Source organism: Micromonospora sp. WMMD882 (genome assembly GCF_027497255.1).
Classification (GTDB): Bacteria; Actinomycetota; Actinomycetes; order Mycobacteriales; family Micromonosporaceae; genus Micromonospora.
On record NZ_CP114903.1, the window covers coordinates 1,916,986 to 1,935,149 of the forward strand.

17 protein-coding genes and 2 pseudogenes are annotated in these 18,164 nt (G+C 74.1%); 12 read left to right on the forward strand and 7 right to left on the reverse strand.

What is annotated here, in order from left to right:
• Nucleotides 1–112 precede the first annotated feature (112 nt).
• The 5 genes from O7606_RS07380 to O7606_RS07400 all read left to right on the forward strand — a co-directional run bounded on the left by O7606_RS07380 (nt 113) and on the right by O7606_RS07400 (nt 4,746).
• Nucleotides 113–871, forward strand: coding sequence for a class I SAM-dependent methyltransferase (locus O7606_RS07380; RefSeq protein WP_281598320.1), 759 nt, complete (start codon nt 113–115; stop codon nt 869–871).
• Nucleotides 872–1,002: 131 nt separating this feature from the next.
• Complete coding sequence (locus O7606_RS07385; protein ID WP_281598321.1) at nt 1,003–1,971, forward strand: SDR family oxidoreductase; 969 nt, start codon at nt 1,003–1,005, stop codon at nt 1,969–1,971.
• 188 nt (nt 1,972–2,159) lie between these two features.
• Nucleotides 2,160–3,110 carry a serine/threonine-protein kinase gene (locus tag O7606_RS07390; RefSeq protein ID WP_281598322.1) on the forward strand — a complete coding sequence of 317 codons (951 nt, stop codon included), beginning with the start codon at nt 2,160–2,162 and terminating at the stop codon, nt 3,108–3,110.
• 138 nt (nt 3,111–3,248) lie between these two features.
• A complete protein-coding gene (locus O7606_RS07395) occupies nt 3,249–3,674 on the forward strand; it encodes an OsmC family protein (protein ID WP_281598323.1) in 426 nt (141 codons plus the stop codon).
• Nucleotides 3,675–3,978: 304 nt separating this feature from the next.
• Nucleotides 3,979–4,746, forward strand: coding sequence for a hypothetical protein (locus O7606_RS07400; RefSeq protein ID WP_348651156.1), 768 nt, complete (start codon nt 3,979–3,981; stop codon nt 4,744–4,746).
• A gap of 11 nt (nt 4,747–4,757) precedes the next feature.
• Here the strand turns inward: O7606_RS07400 and O7606_RS07405 are convergent, their stop codons facing one another.
• The 4 genes from O7606_RS07405 to O7606_RS07420 all read right to left on the reverse strand — a co-directional run bounded on the left by O7606_RS07405 (nt 4,758) and on the right by O7606_RS07420 (nt 8,580).
• Nucleotides 4,758–5,204, reverse strand: a complete 447-nt coding sequence (locus O7606_RS07405) for a response regulator (RefSeq protein WP_281598325.1) — start codon at nt 5,202–5,204, stop codon at nt 4,758–4,760.
• Nucleotides 5,205–5,273: 69 nt separating this feature from the next.
• On the reverse strand, nt 5,274–5,618 hold the full coding sequence (locus O7606_RS07410; RefSeq protein ID WP_281598326.1) for an STAS domain-containing protein: 345 nt from the start codon (nt 5,616–5,618) through the stop codon (nt 5,274–5,276).
• 128 nt (nt 5,619–5,746) lie between these two features.
• Nucleotides 5,747–6,781 carry a cobalamin-dependent protein gene (locus tag O7606_RS07415; RefSeq protein ID WP_281598327.1) on the reverse strand — a complete coding sequence of 345 codons (1,035 nt, stop codon included), beginning with the start codon at nt 6,779–6,781 and terminating at the stop codon, nt 5,747–5,749.
• Nucleotides 6,778–8,580 (reverse strand): SpoIIE family protein phosphatase, encoded by a 1,803-nt coding sequence (locus tag O7606_RS07420; RefSeq protein ID WP_281598328.1) that lies wholly within the window; start codon nt 8,578–8,580, stop codon nt 6,778–6,780. Before O7606_RS07420 ends, O7606_RS07415 begins: the two co-directional genes overlap by 4 nt.
• Nucleotides 8,581–8,816: 236 nt before the next feature.
• Between O7606_RS07420 and O7606_RS07425 the strand changes: the two genes are divergently transcribed.
• Together O7606_RS07425 and O7606_RS07430 are read left to right on the forward strand one after the other, a co-directional pair.
• Nucleotides 8,817–9,155 carry an STAS domain-containing protein gene (locus O7606_RS07425; protein WP_281598329.1) on the forward strand — a complete coding sequence of 113 codons (339 nt, stop codon included), beginning with the start codon at nt 8,817–8,819 and terminating at the stop codon, nt 9,153–9,155.
• Nucleotides 9,156–9,198: 43 nt separating this feature from the next.
• Nucleotides 9,199–9,555 (forward strand): STAS domain-containing protein, encoded by a 357-nt coding sequence (locus O7606_RS07430; RefSeq protein WP_281598330.1) that lies wholly within the window; start codon nt 9,199–9,201, stop codon nt 9,553–9,555.
• 105 nt (nt 9,556–9,660) lie between these two features.
• Here the strand turns inward: O7606_RS07430 and O7606_RS07435 are convergent, their stop codons facing one another.
• Nucleotides 9,661–10,005: a hypothetical protein gene (locus tag O7606_RS07435; RefSeq protein WP_281598331.1), complete on the reverse strand. Its 345-nt coding sequence runs from the start codon at nt 10,003–10,005 to the stop codon at nt 9,661–9,663.
• Between the two features lie 185 nt (nt 10,006–10,190).
• Here O7606_RS07435 and O7606_RS07440 point away from each other — a divergent pair.
• Both O7606_RS07440 and O7606_RS07445 read left to right on the forward strand, forming a co-directional pair.
• Nucleotides 10,191–10,838: pseudogene (locus O7606_RS07440) on the forward strand (DUF2267 domain-containing protein); the annotation flags it as partial.
• A gap of 138 nt (nt 10,839–10,976) precedes the next feature.
• Entirely contained in the window at nt 10,977–11,765 is a 789-nt protein-coding gene (locus tag O7606_RS07445) for a fused MFS/spermidine synthase (RefSeq protein ID WP_281598332.1), read from the forward strand.
• 119 nt (nt 11,766–11,884) lie between these two features.
• Here the strand turns inward: O7606_RS07445 and O7606_RS07450 are convergent, their stop codons facing one another.
• Nucleotides 11,885–13,195: an NAD(P)/FAD-dependent oxidoreductase gene (locus O7606_RS07450; RefSeq protein ID WP_281598333.1), complete on the reverse strand. Its 1,311-nt coding sequence runs from the start codon at nt 13,193–13,195 to the stop codon at nt 11,885–11,887.
• Nucleotides 13,196–13,542: 347 nt separating this feature from the next.
• Here O7606_RS07450 and O7606_RS07455 point away from each other — a divergent pair, with 347 nt between their 5' ends.
• The 3 genes and pseudogenes from O7606_RS07455 (at nt 13,543) to O7606_RS07465 (ending at nt 16,857) form a co-directional block, all read left to right on the forward strand.
• Complete coding sequence (locus O7606_RS07455) at nt 13,543–15,072, forward strand: glycosyltransferase (RefSeq protein ID WP_281598334.1); 1,530 nt, start codon at nt 13,543–13,545, stop codon at nt 15,070–15,072.
• 67 nt (nt 15,073–15,139) lie between these two features.
• Nucleotides 15,140–15,634 (forward strand): annotated as a pseudogene (gene smpB, locus O7606_RS07460) (SsrA-binding protein SmpB); the annotation flags it as partial.
• The gene (locus O7606_RS07465; protein WP_281598335.1) at nt 15,631–16,857 is read left to right on the forward strand and encodes an SLC13 family permease; all 1,227 of its coding nucleotides are present in this window, start codon (nt 15,631–15,633) and stop codon (nt 16,855–16,857) included. The pseudogene smpB and the gene O7606_RS07465, both read left to right, overlap by 4 nt.
• A gap of 272 nt (nt 16,858–17,129) precedes the next feature.
• Here the strand turns inward: O7606_RS07465 and O7606_RS07470 are convergent, their stop codons facing one another.
• Entirely contained in the window at nt 17,130–18,149 is a 1,020-nt protein-coding gene (locus O7606_RS07470; protein ID WP_281598336.1) for a TerC family protein, read from the reverse strand.
• Between the last annotated feature and the right edge of the window lie 15 nt (nt 18,150–18,164).

An 18,164-nucleotide genomic window follows, 5' to 3' on the forward strand; every position in this document is an offset into this window, starting at 1 on the left:
CGAGTCGCCGCCACCACGGCGACCATCGCTCGTTGGGCATGCTGTCGCGTGCCGTCGCGGTCGATCGGTACGGCGCGCCCACAGCCGACCTACGTCAACGGGGTACTGAAAAGTGACGGTTTCCGAACAGCGAGATGCCGGGCAGAGCACCAACCGGTTCTACGACTCGTACGTGTCCACCACCGAGGCCGGAAATAGCAATACAGAAGCCAATACTTTCACCTACCGCCGACAGATCCGGCCTTATCTGCCTGAGGGACCAGCCCAGCTCCGGATCCTGGACATCGGTTGCGGCCAGGGCCACCTGGTTCAGATCATGCTCACCGACGGGCTGGACGCGTACGGAGTGGACATCAGCCCGGAGCAGGTGGCCCTGGCGCGTAGCCGCGGCCTGGACCGGGTGGAGTTGGGCGACTTCCGTTCGTGGCTGGCCACGGAGCACGCCTGGGATGCCGTCATCGCGACCGACATCCTCGAGCACCTCGGCAAAGACGACGTGATGCGGACGTTCGACCAGGTGGCGCGGGCACTCAAGCCGGGCGGCGTCTTCGTCGCCCGAGTGCCGAACGCCGTCAGCCCGACCGGTGGGAACATCATGTACGGCGACATCACTCACCAGACCTGGTTCACCCAACGGAGCCTCGCCCAACTCGCGGCCGTGGCCGGCTTCGAATCGGTACGGTTCGCCGCGTGCACGCCTCCGGTGCACGGCTTCAGAAGTCTCCTACGTGCCGGCGTCTGGCGGGCTTTCAGTGCCGTCTGGAAAGCCTCGCTCGTCGCCGAGACGGGCCGCGTCCGGGGACACATCGTCACACAGAATCTGGTTTGCGTCGCGCAGGCCAGCAGGTCACCTGGGGAACGCCTCACCTGAGCCGGGCACGGCCGGATCTCGCGTGTACGGCTGCGGCCGGCACGTCGCTCAGCGGTGGCGGCGACTACCGTTTCGCTTCGCGTGCTGCGGTGGTCGAGAGAGGCGGACAGTGGTAGCGGTAGCTTCGGGGCATGCCGCGAGGAAGTGACAGCCCGCTGAGAGACAAGGTCGTACTGGTGACGGGGGCCGCCCGGGGCATCGGTGAGCACACCGCCCGGGTCGCCGCCGCCCGGGGCGCACGCGTCGCCCTGGTCGGGCTGGAGCCGGAGCGGCTCGCCGCACTGGCGGCCGAGCTGGGCGAAGGGCACGTCTGGTTTCCCGCCGACGTCACCGACCAGGCCGATCTGACCCGTGCCGTCGACGGCACGGTCGGCGCGCTGGGCGGGATCGACGCGGTGGTCGCCAACGCCGGGGTGGCGAACCGGGGCACCCTCGCCGTCGGGGATCTGGACGCGATGGTGCGCACCGTCGAGGTGAACCTGATCGGGGTGATGCGGACGGCGGCGGCCACCGTCGACGCGCTGATAGCCCGGCGCGGGTACCTGCTGATCGTCTCCTCGGCGGCGGCGTTCGCCGCGCCGCCGGGGATGGCGGCGTACTGCGCGTCGAAGGCCGGGGTGGAGAGTTTCGGCACGTCGATCCGGCTGGAACTGGCCCATCACGGGGTGGTGGTCGGCGTCGCGCATCCGTCGTGGATCGACACCGATCTGGTCCGCGACGCCCGCGCCGACCTGCCGGCCGTCGCCGAGCTGCTGGCCAGGCTGCCCTGGCCGATGCGGAAGACCACGTCCGTCCAGGAGTGCGCCACGGCGTTCGTCCGGGCCGTCGAGCGGCGGCAGCGCCGCGTGTACGTGCCGCGCGCGGTCGGGCTGCTCCAGGCCGGCCGGTCGGTGCTGGTCGGTCCACTGGCGGATCTGGTGATGGCGCGGCACGCCCGGCGGGCCGTGCCCGAGTTGGAGGCGCAGGTGCGGGCGCTGGGCCGCAGCTTCGGGACGAGCACCCCGCTGCCGGAGAAGACGGACCGGGGACGACCCGGCGACGCGGGCCACGGACGACGGCCCGGCGACCCGAACCCAGGGACGGCCCACCGGCACGGGTGACAGACGACCGGGCGGCACGGGGGGCGGGCAGCCCGACGGCGGGTCGAGCCGGTCGCGGGCGGCTCGTCCGGTTGACCGAGTGCTCAGCCAGCGGATCGTCAGCCGTCGGTTTGTGCTGTTCGACGGCCGGGTACCGGCTCGGGAGCACCCGCGACCGGAGCGCGGTGACGAGGCGAGGAGCGCACACGATGAGAACGCTGGACGGGCGATACCGGCTCGAACAGCGCGTCGGCATCGGTGGCATGTCGGAGGTCTGGCGCGCCCACGACGTGGTGCTGGACCGAACGGTCGCGGTGAAGTTGATCTCGCCGGGCCAGGACGACGGCCCGACCTCGGTCGACCGGATCCGGGCCGAGGCGCGTTCGGCCGCCCGGTTGGTGCATCCGAACGTGGCGAGCGTGCACGACTTCGGCACCGCCTCGACGGCCACCGGCCAGCAGGTGCCGTACATCGTGATGGAGCTCGCCGAGGGGGAGACCCTGGCCGCGCACGTCCGTTCCGGCCCGCTGGACTGGCGGATCGCCGTCCGGGTCTGCGCCGAGGTGAGCGCCGCGTTGTCCGCCGCGCACGCCCACGGCATCGTGCACCGGGACGTGAAGCCGGCGAACGTCGTGCTCACCCCCGCCGGGGTGAAGGTGCTGGATTTCGGCATCGCCACGGCCAACGGCACGACGGACCCACTGCCGGCGGGCATGGTGGTCGGCACCCCGGCCTATCTCGCCCCGGAGCAGTTGGCGCAGCGTCCGGCGACCACCGCCGCCGACATGTACGCCCTGGGTGTGCTGCTCTACTACTGTCTCACCGCCCGGCTGCCGTACCCGGCGGCAGCCGCCGGCCAACTGCTCGGCGTGCGCCGGCAGCCGCCGGCCCCGCTGCCCGCGATCGACGGTCTGCCGGGCGAGGTGGCCGACCTGTGCCGCCGTTGCCTGGCCGAGGAGCCGCTGGAGCGGCCCACCAGCCTGGTCGCCGCCCTGATGCTGGCCGAGGCGGTCGACGCGCGGGTGTACGTCCCGTTGGCCGTCGCGGCGCCCCGCCAGCGGCAGGCGGACGCCGCTCTGTCGCCGTGGACCGAGCGGGCCGCGTCCGAGCCGACGGAGGTGGCGATGATGGCCGACTCCGGCGGTGGACCGGAGCGCTGACCGGCCCGAGCGCCGACCCGGCCGGAGGCGCGACCAGAGGCGCGACCGGAGCCGAGCGTCGGCCGGGGGCGTGCCGCCCTCGGCGTTTCGGCGCGCGGGTGCCGGGTAGCCGGGCCGGGAACGACGGGAGGAACAGCGATGTCGGATCCGGATTCGTGGTTCCACGAAGCGATGGCGACCGCCGAGGGCGGCCACGTGCACACCGACGACGGCGGCCTGTCGACCGCCCTGGCGTCCCCGCTCGCGCCGCACTGCACCGGGCTCACCCCGGAACAGTTGCTCGCGGCGGCGTTCGCCTCCTGCCTGCACCACGCCGCGGTCGAGGCGGCCCGGGACATCACCGACGAGGCGCACACCGTGCAGGTCCGCGCGGAGGTACGGCTGGGTCGCGGCGACGACGGCCGCTACCAGGCCGACGTGCACGCCTCGATCTCGTCGGTCGGGTTGAGCCGGGAGCAGCTCGCCGGGCTGGTGGAGCACGCGGACCGGCTCTGGCCGTTCTCGACGACCGACCTGAGCCGGCACCGCCTGACCGTCACCGCGGCGGAGAACGGCCGACGCTGACGGCGGGACGGCCGAGGTGACCCCGGACCGAACGGCCGAGGCTCGGGCGGAGCCGCGACGACCGCCGGACCGTGCCGGAAATGCCGGTTCGGGACGGCTTCAGGGGAAAAGTCAAATAGTAGAACCGCACCCGCCATGCCGTACATATCTGACATGGGGGTGTCGATCGTCGGTAATTGTGGCTCATGACACTATTCGCGCCGATGGCAATGCCCGTCAGACTTTCTAACCTCGGCGGGTGCCTCCCGACCACTCCCCTGCGCCGAAGCTGCCCGACGCCCGGCCGAACGACCGTTCGGACGACATGCCATCGCCCGTACGGAAAGTGGGGCGGCATCGCGCCGAGGACCGCCGGCCGCCGCGCCGGTCCCGCCTGTCCCACCCCCCGGTACGGGTCGCGGTCGCCACCGGAGTGGCCTGCTGCCTCGGCGTCGGCCTCTTCGCCGGCGCCCGGGGCGGCCTCGGCGACGGGAAGCCGCCACCCGGCGCCCTGGCCGACCGGGCGGCCAGCGCCGCCGAGGCCGACCAGCGGGCGTCCCGGTCGTTCCAGCGCGGCGGGTCGGCCGCCGTGACGCCCGGCGGCACCGCCAGCCCACTCGCCACGCTCTCCCCCGCCCGCCCGACGGAGCCGGCCCGGCCGACGCCGGTCGCCGGGCTGAGCCAGGCACAGATGGACAACGCGAAGACGATCGTGGACGTCGGCGTCCGGCTCCGGATGCCGCGCCGGGCCCTGGTGGTCGCCGTCGCCACCGCGCTGCAGGAGAGCGATCTGCGCAACCTCGCCAGCGACCGGCTCCCCGAGTCGTCCCGTTACCCGCACCAGGGCAGCGGCGACGACCACGACTCCGTCGGGCTGTTCCAGCAGCGCCCGAGCAGCGGCTGGGGCAGCGTACGGGAGCTGATGCAGCCGGCGTACGCCTCCCGGGCGTTCTACCTGGCGCTGCGTGAGGTGTCCGGTTGGCAGCGGCTGAGCGTGACCGCCGCCGCCCAGTCGGTGCAGAAGTCCGCGTACCCGCACGCGTACGCCAAGCACGAGCACCGGGCCACGGCGATCGTCGACGCGCTCGGCTGAGCGTGACGCGGTCAGACGCGCTTGGGCAGGACCACGACCCGGCCGAAGAACTCGTCGATGCGGCGCACCACGTCGTTGAAGTCGTCCAGGTCGATCGGCTTCGTCACGTACGCGTTGGCCTGAAGGGTGTAGCTGCCGACGATGTCGGTGTCCGCGTTCGACGTGGTGAGCACGACGATCGGGATGGTCCGCAGGTCCTCGTCGCTCTTGACCTCGCCGAGCACCTGCCGTCCGTCCATCCGGGGCATGTTGAGGTCGAGCAGGATGACGTCCGGACGCTTGGCGTCGGTGTGCCGACCCTCCCGCCGGAGGAACTCCATCGCCTCCTGGCCGTCGTTGACCACGTCGATGACCTTGTCGACGTCCGAGTCCTCCAGCGCCTCCTCGATCATGAGGACGTCACCGGGATCGTCGTCCACCACCAGGATCCGTACCGGGCCCGACGTGGCTGCGCCCATGGTTACCTGCCTCTTCCTGATGTGTTACCGGGACCGCACGGTCGAGTGCCGGCGGGAAAATCTAACCGATCACCGACAGGGCTGCGCCGCCGGGTCGACTTCGGGGTCGTGGCGCAGCACCTCGGCCAGGCCGGTGAGCCGCAGCACCCGGTCGACCCGCCCGGACGCGCCGGTGAGACGCAACCAGCCGCCCACGGCGGCGGCGGCGTTGTCGCCCCGGACGAAGGCGGCGATGCCGGTCGAGTCGCAGAACGTCAGCTCGGTCAGGTCGACCAGCAGACGGGACCGTCCGGCGGTGACGAGCCGGTCGACCGCCGCGGTCAGCTCGGGCGCGGAGCTCAGATCCAGCTCGCCCGAGAGCCGCAGGCAGACCACACCGTCGTCCCGCTCCGCGTGCGTGACGGTGAACGTCAAGGTTTTCCTCTCGGCCCGCCCAGGAGGGAGGATATTTGCAGTAGAGCAAGTATAAGCAGGGCTCGACCGGAATCCGCCACCTGACCCGACTTCGACCGGTGGACGGTCGCCGCCCGGCCCGGCTTCGACTACCGGCGTACGGTCACCGCCGGTCGACCCGCGGCGAGGAACCTGCCGGCGCGGGGGAAGTCCCGCAGCGCCCGCGCGAAGTGCTCCAGCGTGTGCGCCACCGACGCGACCGGCACGCCCCGACTGGCCAGGATCGTCGCCAGCCACTCGACGAACTCGGTGAACAGCGCGGCGTCGTCGACGTAGACGGCGGCGGCGAGGAAGTCCAGGAGGTAGCCGAGATCGGCGACGGTCGAATCGAGCTGGGCGGGGGTGTAGTCGGCCACCCCGGGGAAGCGGCCCCGCAGGTCGACCAACGCCGAGTCGATCAGCTCGGCGCGCCGCCGGAGCAGGCCGGCGTACTCGTCGTCGGCCAGGTGCGCCAGATCGGCGGCCGGCACCCGGCGCAGCGTCCGCTCGTCGGCGACCAGCTCCGCCGCGGACGGCGCGTCGGGCGCCCAGGCCACGCCCAGTCGCCCGGCCCAGCGGCCGTCGAGGCCGAACCCCCGGCCACCGACCAGCACCGGCACGTCGGAACGCCGGCACGCCTCGATCATGCGGTGCGCGTGCGGCAGCCGCATCGGCAGCGCGCACGCCAGCGCGACCGCGTGCGCGTCGTGCCGTTGCAGGTACGAGACCAGGTGCGCGGCGGGCACGCTGGCCCCCAGGAAGGTAACCTGCCAGCCGCGCAACCGCAGCACCTCGGCCACCAGACGGGCCGGCAACGCGTGCCACTCCCCGTCCATGCAGGCCACCACGATCCGCCCGCGCGTCGGCCGCGGGTTGACGTACGCCGACACGGCGGCCACCACCCGGTCGCTGATGTGCGTGGCGGCGTGCTCCTGCGCCACGCTCCACTCGTTGCGCGCCCACAGCTCGCCCACCTCGGCCTGGGCCGGCGCGACCAGGTCGAGCAGGATCGGCTCGGCCGGCACGCCCCGGTCCAGCAGAGCGGTCACCACGTCGACCGCCGCGTACTCGTCGGCCTCCTCGAGGTGCGACAGGTACGTCGGGAAGACCTCGGTCAGGTCGGCGGTCGGCGCGACGTTGGTCACGATCGCGGCGTCCTCGGGTCCCGGTGGCCCGCGCCGGACGGCTGCGGAGCCGCGGTGGCGGGGGCCAGCTCGGGAACCGCGTGCAGGTGCCGGGGGCCCCGGGCGACCGCGCCGACCGCGCGCAGCGCCAGCACCGCGATGTCGTCGTGGTCGCCGTGCGCCAGCCAGTCGCCGGTCACCTGCTCGATCCGCTCGGCCAGGGCCGGCGCGGGCATCCGGTGGCAGCCGCCGATCGCGTGGACCAGCCGGTCCACCCCGAACAGCTCGTCGCCGCGCCGGCCGCCCCGGGCCTCGGTGACCCCGTCGCTGTAGAGCAGGCAGGTCTCGCCCGGGGCGAGCCGTACCGTCACCTCGCCGACGCGAGGATCCGGCACCACGCCGATCAGCATGCCGCTGAGCGCCACCGGCTCCACCTCGCCGGAGGCCCGCAGCACCAGCGGCGGCAGGTGGCCACCACCGGCCATGGTGAGCGAAAGGCTGCCGTCGCGCTGGGGCCGGACCACGCCGAGCACCATCGTCGCGAAGCGGCCCTGGCCGTTGGCCAGCGTGGTCTCCAGCAGCGCGTCGTTGAGCAGTCGCAACAGCCGGGCCGGTCGGTACTCGACCCGGTGCAGCGCCTGGAGGCACTGGCGGAGCTGACCGGTGAACACCGCCGCCTCGACGCCCTTGCCGGAGACGTCGCCGAGGTAGAACAGGGAGCCGCCGTCGGGCAGCGGGTGCGAGCCGTAGAAGTCGCCGCCGATGCGCAGCCCCGCCTGGGCCGGGCGGTAGGCGGTGCCCCACTGCAACCCGGCCACCTCGGTCGGCTCGACCGGCAGCAGACTGGCCTGGAGGGTGTCGGCGACCTCGGCCTGGTCGCGGTAGAGCCCGGCGGAGGTGAGCGCCGCGCCGGCCCGGGAGGCGAACGCGTGGAGCAGCCCCACGTCGGCCTCGTCGTACGGGCGGGTCGCCCGGCGGGCCACGAACAGCACCCCGGCGGGCGTGCCCCGACCGGGCAACGGCACGAGCCGGGCGCAGACGTCGGGCAGGGCCAACCCGGGCAGCCAGCCCGCCTCGGCGGCCTGGTCGACCAGCCAGTCCACCGCGTGCGGCTCGGTCCCGGCCAGCCCCTCCTCGATCGCGGGCGGCAGGTCGGGGACGCCGAGCACGCCGCTGTCGACCGAGGGCATGTCGTCGTCCACCCGGACCGCCCGCCACCAGCGGACCCGGCCGACGCGCGGGGCGACCACCAGCACGGCCACGTCGCCCAGCGTGGGCACCGCCAACCGGACGGTGGCCGTGGCCGCCCGGTCCGGGTGCAGCGGGTTGCCCAGCTTCTCGCCGGTGGCGGCCAGGAACGCCGAGCGGGCCCGCTCGGCGAGCAGGGCGTCCGCCCGGCTGACGCTCTCGGTGACGTCCTCGACGTACCAGCAGCACCGGCGCCGGGACAGCGGCACCCGGCGGACCCGCAGCCGGCGGCCGTGGTGACCGAGATCGACCGGGTCGGGCGACGTGCCGAGGCCGGCCACGCCGGAGGCGGCCAGCAGCTCGCCCAGGGTGACCTCGGGGAGCAGCCGCTCGGCGACGGGGCTCAGGTGCCGCACCACGCCGTCGGCGTCGCAGACGACGAAGCCCTCCCGGAAGTGCTCGACGACCTCGGACCAGTCGGGCCCGATCGGGGCGCGGTCCGGAGCCAGGGGCGGCAGGGGCTGCGCAGGGCGGGGCGGGGCGTCGGCGGACCACGCCGGAGGCCGGGTGGCATTCGGCGTGGAGATCCGTCCGTCGCCCGGGTCCCATTCCCTGACGTCGGCAGCAGTCACCAGCTAAGCCCCACTCCTTCTCGCACCCTCGGTCCGCGTGACGCGGCGTATGTGATCCAATCTCCTCGCCCCAGCCTACGCCGGTATGCCGGCGACGCCACCCGGGCCGATTCGGCGTACCGGGCGGAAGGGCCCCAGAGTTGTTACGATTCCGGGAAACTGCCCGATCGGCAGCCCTGCGGAGAGGCGTGATGGTGGTGCCCCAGCGGAGGAAGCCAGAATCGACACCCCTGACCTTGTCGATCGATGAATCCGACGCTCTGACACCCCTGGTCACCGTGCGGGGCGACCTCGACTTCACCACCGCCGCGCCGCTGCGCGCCGCGCTCGACCGGCTGCTCGCCACCCGACCGCCGGCCATCGTGCTGGACTTCGGGGGCCTGCTCTTCATCGACAGCACCGGCCTGGCGGTCATCGTGCACGCCTGGCGCGAGGGCCACCAGAGCGGCACCCTGATCCGGCTCCGCGACACCCCCCGTTTCCTGGACACCATCCTCGACATCACCGGGGTCAACGGCCTGCTCTCCCGCCCGCCGCGGGACGAACGCCACGACCGGCCCGCCGCCACCGCCTAGCCCGCGCGTTTCCGGCAGGGCGCCGGCTGGGAACATGGAGCACATGCCACGTCAGTTGTTGACCATCGAGGTGAACCGGGTCTCGGCCCGGCACGCCCGGCTGCGGCTGACGGGCGAGATCGACTTCGACACCGCGCCGGACCTCGTCCGGGCGGCCGGCCGGGCCCTGGCCGAGGGGTACGACGACCTCACGGTCGACCTCGCCGGCGTCACCCTCTGTGACTCCTCGGGGCTGAGCGCGTTCCTGGTCATCCACCGTAGCGGCGTCCGTTCCGTCCGACTCGTCGGCATCAACGACCGGGTCCAGCAGTTGCTGGCGCGCACCGGGCTGGCCGAGCTGCTGACCACCGCCCGCACCGTCGACCGTCCCGCCGACGACGAGGCCCGCGAGGTCGGCTGACACCCCGGCCGTTCGGCCCGCCCCGTCGGCCGCCCGGGATCACGACCGGCGGCGGTGCCGCGGGTACGGCGCCAACGGTCAGCCGGGCGGCCGGCCGGGTCCGGCTCACGGGGTGGCTAGCGGTTGCCGGGACGCCGCGCGCCGGGGCGCGGCGTCCGGCGACGGACCGGACGCCCCCGACGCCAGCTCCGAGTCGGGCGCCACGTCGTCCGGTTGCCCGGTCTCCGGGGCGTGGAAGAGGTACCGGACGAACTCCGTGCCGGCGGCCGTGTCGTCCGACCCGGGCCACTGCCCCACGCAGTCGACCCCGATCACCTCACGGCCGACGCCGTCGGCCTCCTCGACCAGCGCCCAGACGGTCACCGGGTAACAGCAGGTGTCGTCCGGCGCGAGTTGCCAGCGGGCGTACCAGCCCGGCCGGGCGGGCACGATCTCGACGATCCGCTTCATGACGACCTTCCCTTACGCATGCCTCGGAAGACGTGCCGGTCCGCTGCCGATCATGCGCCCCGGCAGGGTGAGCGCCCCTCACCCCGGCGGCATGAAGCCCCGACGCCGGCCCGCCACCGGTTTCGGCACGGTGCGGGCCGGGAAGCCGGCGGGCGCGAGCACCACGGAGCAGGGGAGGTCGACGGATGAGAAAGCAGATGGAGGGCGACAACCAGCGGCGGCGTGCCCTGGCCCGCCAGTCCCGCGAACGCGGTCGGCAGCCCAGCGGCGACGGGGCCACCCTCGGCGCGAGCAAGCAGCTCACCCACCTGGACCGGGGCAGACGGGCCGGACCGCCGCCCGCCGGGGTGCACAAGCCGGACAGCGCCCGGGGCGGACCCGCTCCCCCGCCGGCCGGCCGGCCCACCGTCCAGCGGCCCGGACCGCGTCCGGGCGGCACGCCCCCGGGGACCACCGGCAGCGGGTACCGGGAGCTGGTCGACGCCGTCGCCCGCCGGGCCGGGGTGGACTTCCGCGAAGCCAAGGTCGGCGCGGAGGCGACCGTGCTGGTCCTGGCCCGCGCGTTGGACGAGGCCGACCGGCAGCGGCTGCTGCGCGCCGTCCCGATGTCGCTGCACGACGTGACCCCGGTGGACGGGATCGCCCGCCGCCGGGACCTGCCCGGTTTCCTCGCCGAGGTCGCCCGGATCAGTGGCCGTACCCCGGAACAGGCCCGCTACCAGGCGGAGGCCACCCTCGCCGCGTTGGCCGGGTGGGACGGCGACCTGGTGGCGCGGTTGCGCGTACCGGAGGATCTGCGGGATCTGCTCGCGCCGCCGGGGGCCGGCGGCGGCGCGGGCTGACCCGACGACGCCGCCCGTCCGGGTCGGACGCCCGTCGCGGCCGGGCGGCGGTGGCGGTCGGGCGGCGGCGGCCGGGCGGCAGCGGTGGCGGCGGTCAGGGCGCGGCGGCGGTGGGCTACCGTGCCGGGCATGGACAGGACGGCCGACGGCCCGACGCTGGTGGTCGACCCGGCCCGCCGGACCGGGCGCACCCTGCTCGCGGCCGGCGTCGAGCAGTCCTACGTGGACGTCGCCGACCCGACCCACCTACGGTTCGAGTACGTCCGGCGGATGGCGGCGCTGCTCGACCTGGCCGCGCCGCCCGGCGCGCCGCTGCGGGCGCTGCACCTCGGCGGCGGCGCGCTGACCCTGCCCCGCTACCTGGCCGCCACCCGGCCCGGGTCGCCGCAGCACGTGGTGGAACGCGACGCCGCCCTGCTGGACCTGGTGACGCGGGAGCTGCCCCCACCGCCGGGGATCCGGCTGGAGGTGGCCGACGCGCGGGCGGCGCTGACCGGCCCGCCGGCCGGCGGGTACGACGTGGTGCTCGCCGACGTCTACTCCGGCGCGCGGATGCCGACGCACGTACGCAGCGTCGAGTTCGCCGCGGCGGTGGCCCGCGTCCTCGCCCCGGACGGGCTCTACCTGGTCAACCTGACCGACCTGCCACCGTTGGTCTTCTCCCGGGCGCAGACGGCCACCCTGGGCGTGGTCTTCGCCGACGTCTGCCTGGTCGCCGACCGGCGGATGCTCGGCGGCCGGCGGTACGGCAACCTGGTGCTGGCCGCCGCGCGCCGACCCGACCGGCTGCCGGTCCGCCCGCTCGCCGCCCGGGTGGCCCGGGATCCGCTGCCCGGCGTGGTGCTGCACGGCCCCACCCTGGTCGGCTTCACCGGCGGCGCCGCCCCCACCACCGACGCCGACCTGGGCGTCGGCTGAGGCCCCGGCGACGACCCCGCGCGTCCTCCCACCCTGCCGCGCCGCCACCTGGACGTTTCCTCCCCCGTGGCCGGGTGGGCGCGCCGGGCAGCCGCCCACGACGCCGGAAGGGCCCCTGATCACACCGTGGAGGAGTGCCGGGTCGGGATCTCCGGGGAGGCGCTCTCCAGCGGCACCGCGTTGGCGGGCACCAGGCCGAGCTGCACGGCCGGGCGGGGCAGCGCCGCGTCGAGCAGCCAGTCCGCGCTCACCCGGGCCCGGTTGCCGGGCATGGCGAGCAGGTGGTAGCCCCGGGTCACCACCTTGGCGGGCAGCCCGGCCAGCGAGACCTTCAACGGGTTCGCCGCCGCGTCCCGGCCGCCGAGGTCGACCACCCAACCCAGGTCGTGGTGCCGGTACGGCTTGCGCCGACCCTGCCCGTACGACGCGGCGATGTTGTGCGCCACCAGCTTGCCCTGGCGTTGGGCGTGCTGGGCGGTCATCGCGCAGATGCCTCCGGGTCGGGTCAGGTCGGGCACGGCGGCGGCGTCGCCGCAGGCGTACACCTCGGGGAACCCGGGGACGGTCAGGTACTCGTCGACGACCAGCCGGCCCTTCTCGGTGCGCAGCCCCAGCTCGGCCACGAACGGGTCGGGGCGTACCCCGACGCACCAGACCAGCGTGCAGGTGGGCACGTGGTCGCCGTCGGTGAGCGTCACCCCGTCGGCGGTGGCCTCGGCGACCGAGGTGCCCATCCGGACGTCGACGCCCCGCCGGTCGAGCACCCGTTGGGCCGTCTCGGACATCCGCCGGTCCAGCTCGGGCAGCACCCGGGGGGCGACGTCGAGCAGCAGCCACCGGGGTCGGACGGTCAGCCGGGGGCGCTGGGCGGCCAGCTCGTCGGTGAACAACTGGCCGTGCGCGGCCACCTCGGTGCCGGTGTAGCCGGCGCCCACCACGACGAACGTCGACCGGGCCTGCTGCTCGGCCGGGTCGGTGGCCTGTTCGGCCCGTTCGATCTGCCGGATCACGTGGTCGTGCAGGTAGAGCGCCTCGGGCAGGCCACGGAAGCCGTGGGCGTACTCGGTGACGCCGGGGATGGGCAGCAGCTTGTTGACGCTGCCCACGGCGAGGACCAGCCGGTCGTACGCCAGCCGGCCGCGGTCCCCCTCCGCCTGGGTGAAGCCGACCCAGCGGTTCTGCAGGTCCACCCGGTCGGCTTCGCCGATCACCACCCGTACGCCGTCGAGGGTGCCGGTGAGCGGCACGGAGACCCGTTTCGGCTCCACCACCCCGGCCGCCACCTCGGGCAGCAGCGGCAGGTAGAGGAAGTAGTCGGTCGAGTTCAGCAGCACGATCTCGGCCCGGCCACGGGCCAGTCGGGCCAGGTTCTTCGCCGCGTGGTACCCGGCGAAACCGGCGCCCACGATCAGCACACGAGGTGTGGTCATGCCCGCTGCCCTTCCCGCTACCTGGACGGGCAAACGTGGCCGGTCAGACACCGAGGCGTGCGGCCGGACGGAAGGCGCGCCGGCCGGGGCGTCACCGGATGGTCGTCCAGCGGTCATCGGCACGTCGCGCGCCGGTCAACCGTACCGGCCATCGTCGCCCCCAGGTGCGGCCCGGGGTCGACGCCGCTCGGCGCCTCCGTCGCCGAGGAGCGACCCGCGCGACGGCTTTGAGCTGCGAGAAGCTTGAACCGGAACGCCTGGCGGGGCATCCTCGACGCAGGACCGAACAGCGTCCGCCCCTCACCGCCCCGGCCAACGACCGCCTCGGCGTCAGAAGGAGCGCGACCGTGCAGGCACCCGACGTCAGCGTCGTCGTCCCGGTCTACAACACCATGCCGTACCTGCGGGCCTGTCTGGCGTCGCTGCTCGGCCAGAGCATCGGCCACCGGCGGATGGAGATCGTCGCGGTCGACGACGGCTCCACCGACGGCGGCGGCCGACTGCTGGACCAGCTCGCCGCCCGGCACCCGGACACGCTGCGGGTGGTCCACCAGGCCAACTCGGGCGGACCGGCGACGCCCTGCAACCGTGGCCTGGACCTGGCGACCGGCCGGTACGTGTTCTTCGTCGGCTCCGACGACCTGCTCGGCGCGCAGGCCCTGGAGCGGCTGGTCGACGCGGCCGACCGGTGGGGCTCGGACGTGGTGCTCGGCCGGGCGGTGGGCGTCAACAGCCGGCACATGTTCCAGGAGATCTTCGCCGAGACCCGCGCCGACGTGGACCTGTTCGACTCCGCGCTGCCCTGGGCGCTGGCGAACATCAAACTGTTCCGGCGGGAGCTGGTCGAACGGCACCGGCTGCGCTTCCACGAGGACATGCCGGTCCTCAGCGACCAGCCGTTCACCCTGGAGGCGTGTTACCGGGCCCGCCGGATATCGGTGCTCGCCGACTACGACTACTACCACGCGGTCCGCCGGCTGGACGCCCGCAACATCACCTACCGAAGCCGGGTCGAGCAGCGGCTGCGCTGCGTGGAGCTGCTGGTGGACCGGGTCGCCGAGCTGATCCCCGCCGGCAAGCAGCGGGAGGCGGTGCTGCGCCGGCACTTCGGCCTGGAGGTGGCCCACCTGGTCGCCGACGACTTCCTCCGGCTGGACCGGCCCGTTCAGGAGGAGGTGTACGCGGTGGTGCGGCGACTGGTCGAGCGGCACCTCACCGAGGACCTGCGCGACCAGCTCGGCATCGAGACCCGGTTGCGGCTGGCCGCCGTCGGCGCGGGGCTGGACGATCTGCTGGCGGTGATCGGCCAGGACGCCGAACGGGGGGTGCCGCCGACCGTGCTGGCCGGGGACCGCTGGTACGCCGGTTACCCGGTGTCCGGCCGACCGGCCTGGACCGACGTCACCGGGGACCGCGCCGACTGGCTGGCCCGCCTCGACGCGGTCACCGTCACCTGGCAGGGCGCCCGCAGTCTGACGATCACCGCCCGCAGCCCGCACCCGACGCTGGGCCGGACCGTCGGTGGTCCGGTGCGCCTGCGCGCCGGCGAGGTCGAGGGCGCCACCCTGGACATCACCACCGACGAACGGGGCAGCCTGGTACGGGTCCGGTTCCGGGTGGACGACCTGCTCGCCGCCAGCGCCGCCTCGGGGCAGCGGCATCCGCTGCGGACCGTGGTGGACGGGCCGGTCGGGTCGGGCACGGCCCCGCTGCGCGCCCCGGCGCTGCCCGCGGCCCGCCCCCGGATCCGGCGGCACGGCGCCCGCCTCTACGGGGTGACCACCGGGCGGGACGCCCGGACCGGGCAGCTCGTGGTGGCGGTGGCGCCGGTCACCGCCGCCCGGCTGGCCGCCCGGCTGCGCCGCCGGGGCCGGTAGACCGGTGGGCACGGCACGAGCGGTAGGGTCGACCCCGGACGGCTGGTAGACCCGGGAGGCGGCCACGGCCAGGGAGACAGGGCGCGCACTGGTCGCGTCCAACCGGAAGGCCCGGCACGACTACACGATCCTCAAGACGTACGAGGCGGGCATCGTGCTGGTCGGCACCGAGGTCAAGTCGCTGCGGGCCGGGCGGGTGTCGCTGGTCGACGCGTTCGCCCAGGAACGCGACGGCGAGATCATGCTCCACGGGCTGCACATCGCCGAGTACGGCTTCAGCACCTGGACCAACCACGCGCCCCGGCGCACCCGCAAACTGCTGCTGCGCCGGGTGGAGATCGCCCGCATCCTGGAGAAGCTGCGCGACGGCGGGATCACGCTGGTGCCGCTGTCGATGTACTTCGACAACGGCTGGGCCAAGGTCGAGCTGGCGCTGGCCCGCGGCCGCAAGTCGTACGACAAGCGACAGGCGCTCGCCGAACGCGACGCCGACCGCGAGATCGCCCGGGAGCTGGGCCGGCGTCTCAAGGGCCGGCGGCAGGGTCACGGCCGAGGGCGGTGACCCCGTACCCGGATCCGCCGCCCGCCCGCGGGCCGCGGTCGTGGTGGGGCCGGCTGGCGGCGCTGGACCGGATCGCGGTCGGGCTGGCCCTGACCGGGGCGGTCTGCGTGCTGACCGGACTGCTCCCCCGGGCCGAGGCCGAGGCCACCCTGGGCCGGATCGTCCCGCTGCTGCTCTTCCTGGGCACCATCGTGGCGCTGGCCGAGCTGGCCGCGCTGGCCGGGGTCTTCGACGTCCTCGCCGCCCGGGCCGCCCGCGCCGCCCGGGGCAGTTACCCGACGCTGTTCCTGCTCTGCGTGCTGTTCGCCACGGTCACCACGGTCACGTTTAACCTGGACACCACGGCGGTGCTGCTCACCCCGGTCCTGATCGCCCTGGCCCGGACGGTGGCGGTGAGCCCGCTGCCGCTGGCGGTGACCACGGTCTGGCTGGCGAACACGGCGAGCCTGCTGCTTCCCGTGTCGAACCTGACCACCATCCTGGCGATCGACCGGATCGGGCTGGACCCGCTGCCGTACGTCGCACGGATGGCCGGACCGCAGCTCGTCGCGGTCGTCGTCACCGGCGCGGCGCTCTGGTGGTGGTACTGGCGGCCGGCCCGGCCGGCGGACGGCCGGTTCGCGGTGCCCACGCCACGCCGGCCGCCGGACCTGGTCCGCTACCGGATCGCGCTCAGCGGCTGCCTGCTCTTCGTGGTGGGCGTCCTCGCCGGGGCGCCGGTCGGGCTGGCCTCCGGCGTGGCCGCCGGGGTGCTGGTGGTCGGGTTCGCCGTCCGGGACCGGGCCGCGTTACGCCCGGGGTTGGTGCCGTGGCGGCTGCTGGTCTTCGTCACCGGGCTCTTCCTGGTGGTGCGCACCGCCGGCTGGTGGGGGCTGGACGCGTTGACCGGGACGTTGGTCGGCGCCGACCCGGGCACGGAGGGCGTGCTGCGGGCGGCCACGGTCGGTCTGGTCTCCGCGAACACGGTCAACAACCTGCCGGCGTACCTGGTCGCGGAGGCGGTGATCCCCGCCGGTCACCACGACCAGCTCCTCGCCCTGCTGATCGGCGTCAACGTCGGTCCGTTGGTCACCCCGTGGGCGTCCCTGGCCACCCTGATCTGGTACGAGCGGTGCCGCTCCGCCGGGGTACGCGTCCCGTGGGGGCGGTTGGCGGTGACGGGGGCGGCGCTGGCGGTCACCGGCGTGGCCGCCACCGTCGGCACGCTCCTGCTCCTCGGTTGACCTCCGCCGACCGCCCGCCCCGACCGCCGCTGCGAGCTGCCGACCTCGACCGCCGACGCTGCGGCTGGTGAGCGCGACCCACGCACACCCTCCCGTTCCCTTTGCTCTGCGCCCAGACGCGCGCCGGCCGCCCGGCGTGCCGTGGCGCGCCGGCGGGTGCAGAGCAAAGGGAGCAGGGCGGCGGCCCTTGGTCAACGCGGAGACGACGGAGGGTGACCGAGTGGGGGGTGGAAACGCTCCGTACCGTCGGAACCCGCCCCCGCCCGACGTCGTCAGGTCCGGTCGGTGACCACTTCGCGTTCGCCCGGCCCGGTCCGGCGGGTGGCCCGCAGGCTGGTCAGGGTCACCACCAGCAGCACCCCGATGATCACGCCGAGCGAGACGAGCGTCGGGATCTCCGGCACGCCCGTCCAGATGCCGTGCGCCCAGTGCAGGCCGAGCTTCACGCCGATGAAGGCCAGGATGAACGCCAGGCCGTAGCTGAGGTGCACGAGCCGGCTGAGCGCGGCGTGCAGCACGAAGTAGAGGGCGCGCAGGCCCAGCAGCGCGAACGCGTTGGTGGCGAAGACGAGGTACGGGTCCTCGGTGATGCCGTAGACGGCGGGCACCGAGTCGACGGCGAAGACCACGTCGGTGGCGAGTACGGCGACCACGACCAGCGCCAGCGGGGTGAGGGTCCGCCGGCCGTGCTCCCGGATGACCATGCGGGTGCCGTGGTACTCGTTGGTGACCGGCATGATCTTCCGCAGCAGCCGCACCGAGCGCATCTTCGAGATGTCCACCTCCTGCTCGTGGCCGGAGAGCGCGTCGCGGAGCAGCTTGACCGCGGTGAGGATCAGGATGATCGCGAACAGCAGGAAGGCGAAGTCGAGGGTCTGCAGGGCCGCCGCGCCGAGGGCGATGAAAACCGCCCGCAGCACCAACGCCCCGGTGATGCCGAACAGCAGCACCCGCTGGGCCAGCACCGTCGGCACCGCGAACGCGGCCAGCAGCAGCATGAAGACGAAGAGGTTGTCCACCGAGAGGGACTTCTCGACCAGGTAACCGGTGAGGTACTCGACGCCCTGCTGAGAGCCGAACCGGGCCCAGACCCAGGCGCCGAAGGCGAGCGGGAGGGCGACGTAGAACGCCGACCAGCCGAGCGCCTCCTTCATCGACACCTCGTGCGGGCGACGGGTGACCAGGAAGTCGAGCACCAGCAGGGCGAGCACGCCGGCGATGGTGACCGCCCACAGGGTGGGCGAGCCGACCGAGGACAGACCGGCAGCGGAAAGGTACGACATATCGCTCATGGAGCCTCCTCGAAC

Coding starts and splice junctions, on each gene's coding strand:
- O7606_RS07385 (WP_281598321.1), top strand. CDS start 1,003: ATGCCGCGAGGAAGTGACAGCCCGCTGAGAGACAAGGTCGTACTGGTG.
- O7606_RS07390 (WP_281598322.1), top strand. CDS start 2,160: ATGAGAACGCTGGACGGGCGATACCGGCTCGAACAGCGCGTCGGCATC.
- O7606_RS07395 (WP_281598323.1), top strand. CDS start 3,249: ATGTCGGATCCGGATTCGTGGTTCCACGAAGCGATGGCGACCGCCGAG.
- O7606_RS07400 (WP_348651156.1), top strand. CDS start 3,979: ATGCCATCGCCCGTACGGAAAGTGGGGCGGCATCGCGCCGAGGACCGC.
- O7606_RS07405 (WP_281598325.1), bottom strand. CDS start 5,204: ATGGGCGCAGCCACGTCGGGCCCGGTACGGATCCTGGTGGTGGACGAC.
- O7606_RS07430 (WP_281598330.1), top strand. CDS start 9,199: ATGCCACGTCAGTTGTTGACCATCGAGGTGAACCGGGTCTCGGCCCGG.
- O7606_RS07435 (WP_281598331.1), bottom strand. CDS start 10,005: ATGAAGCGGATCGTCGAGATCGTGCCCGCCCGGCCGGGCTGGTACGCC.
- O7606_RS07445 (WP_281598332.1), top strand. CDS start 10,977: ATGGACAGGACGGCCGACGGCCCGACGCTGGTGGTCGACCCGGCCCGC.
- O7606_RS07450 (WP_281598333.1), bottom strand. CDS start 13,195: ATGACCACACCTCGTGTGCTGATCGTGGGCGCCGGTTTCGCCGGGTAC.
- O7606_RS07470 (WP_281598336.1), bottom strand. CDS start 18,149: ATGAGCGATATGTCGTACCTTTCCGCTGCCGGTCTGTCCTCGGTCGGC.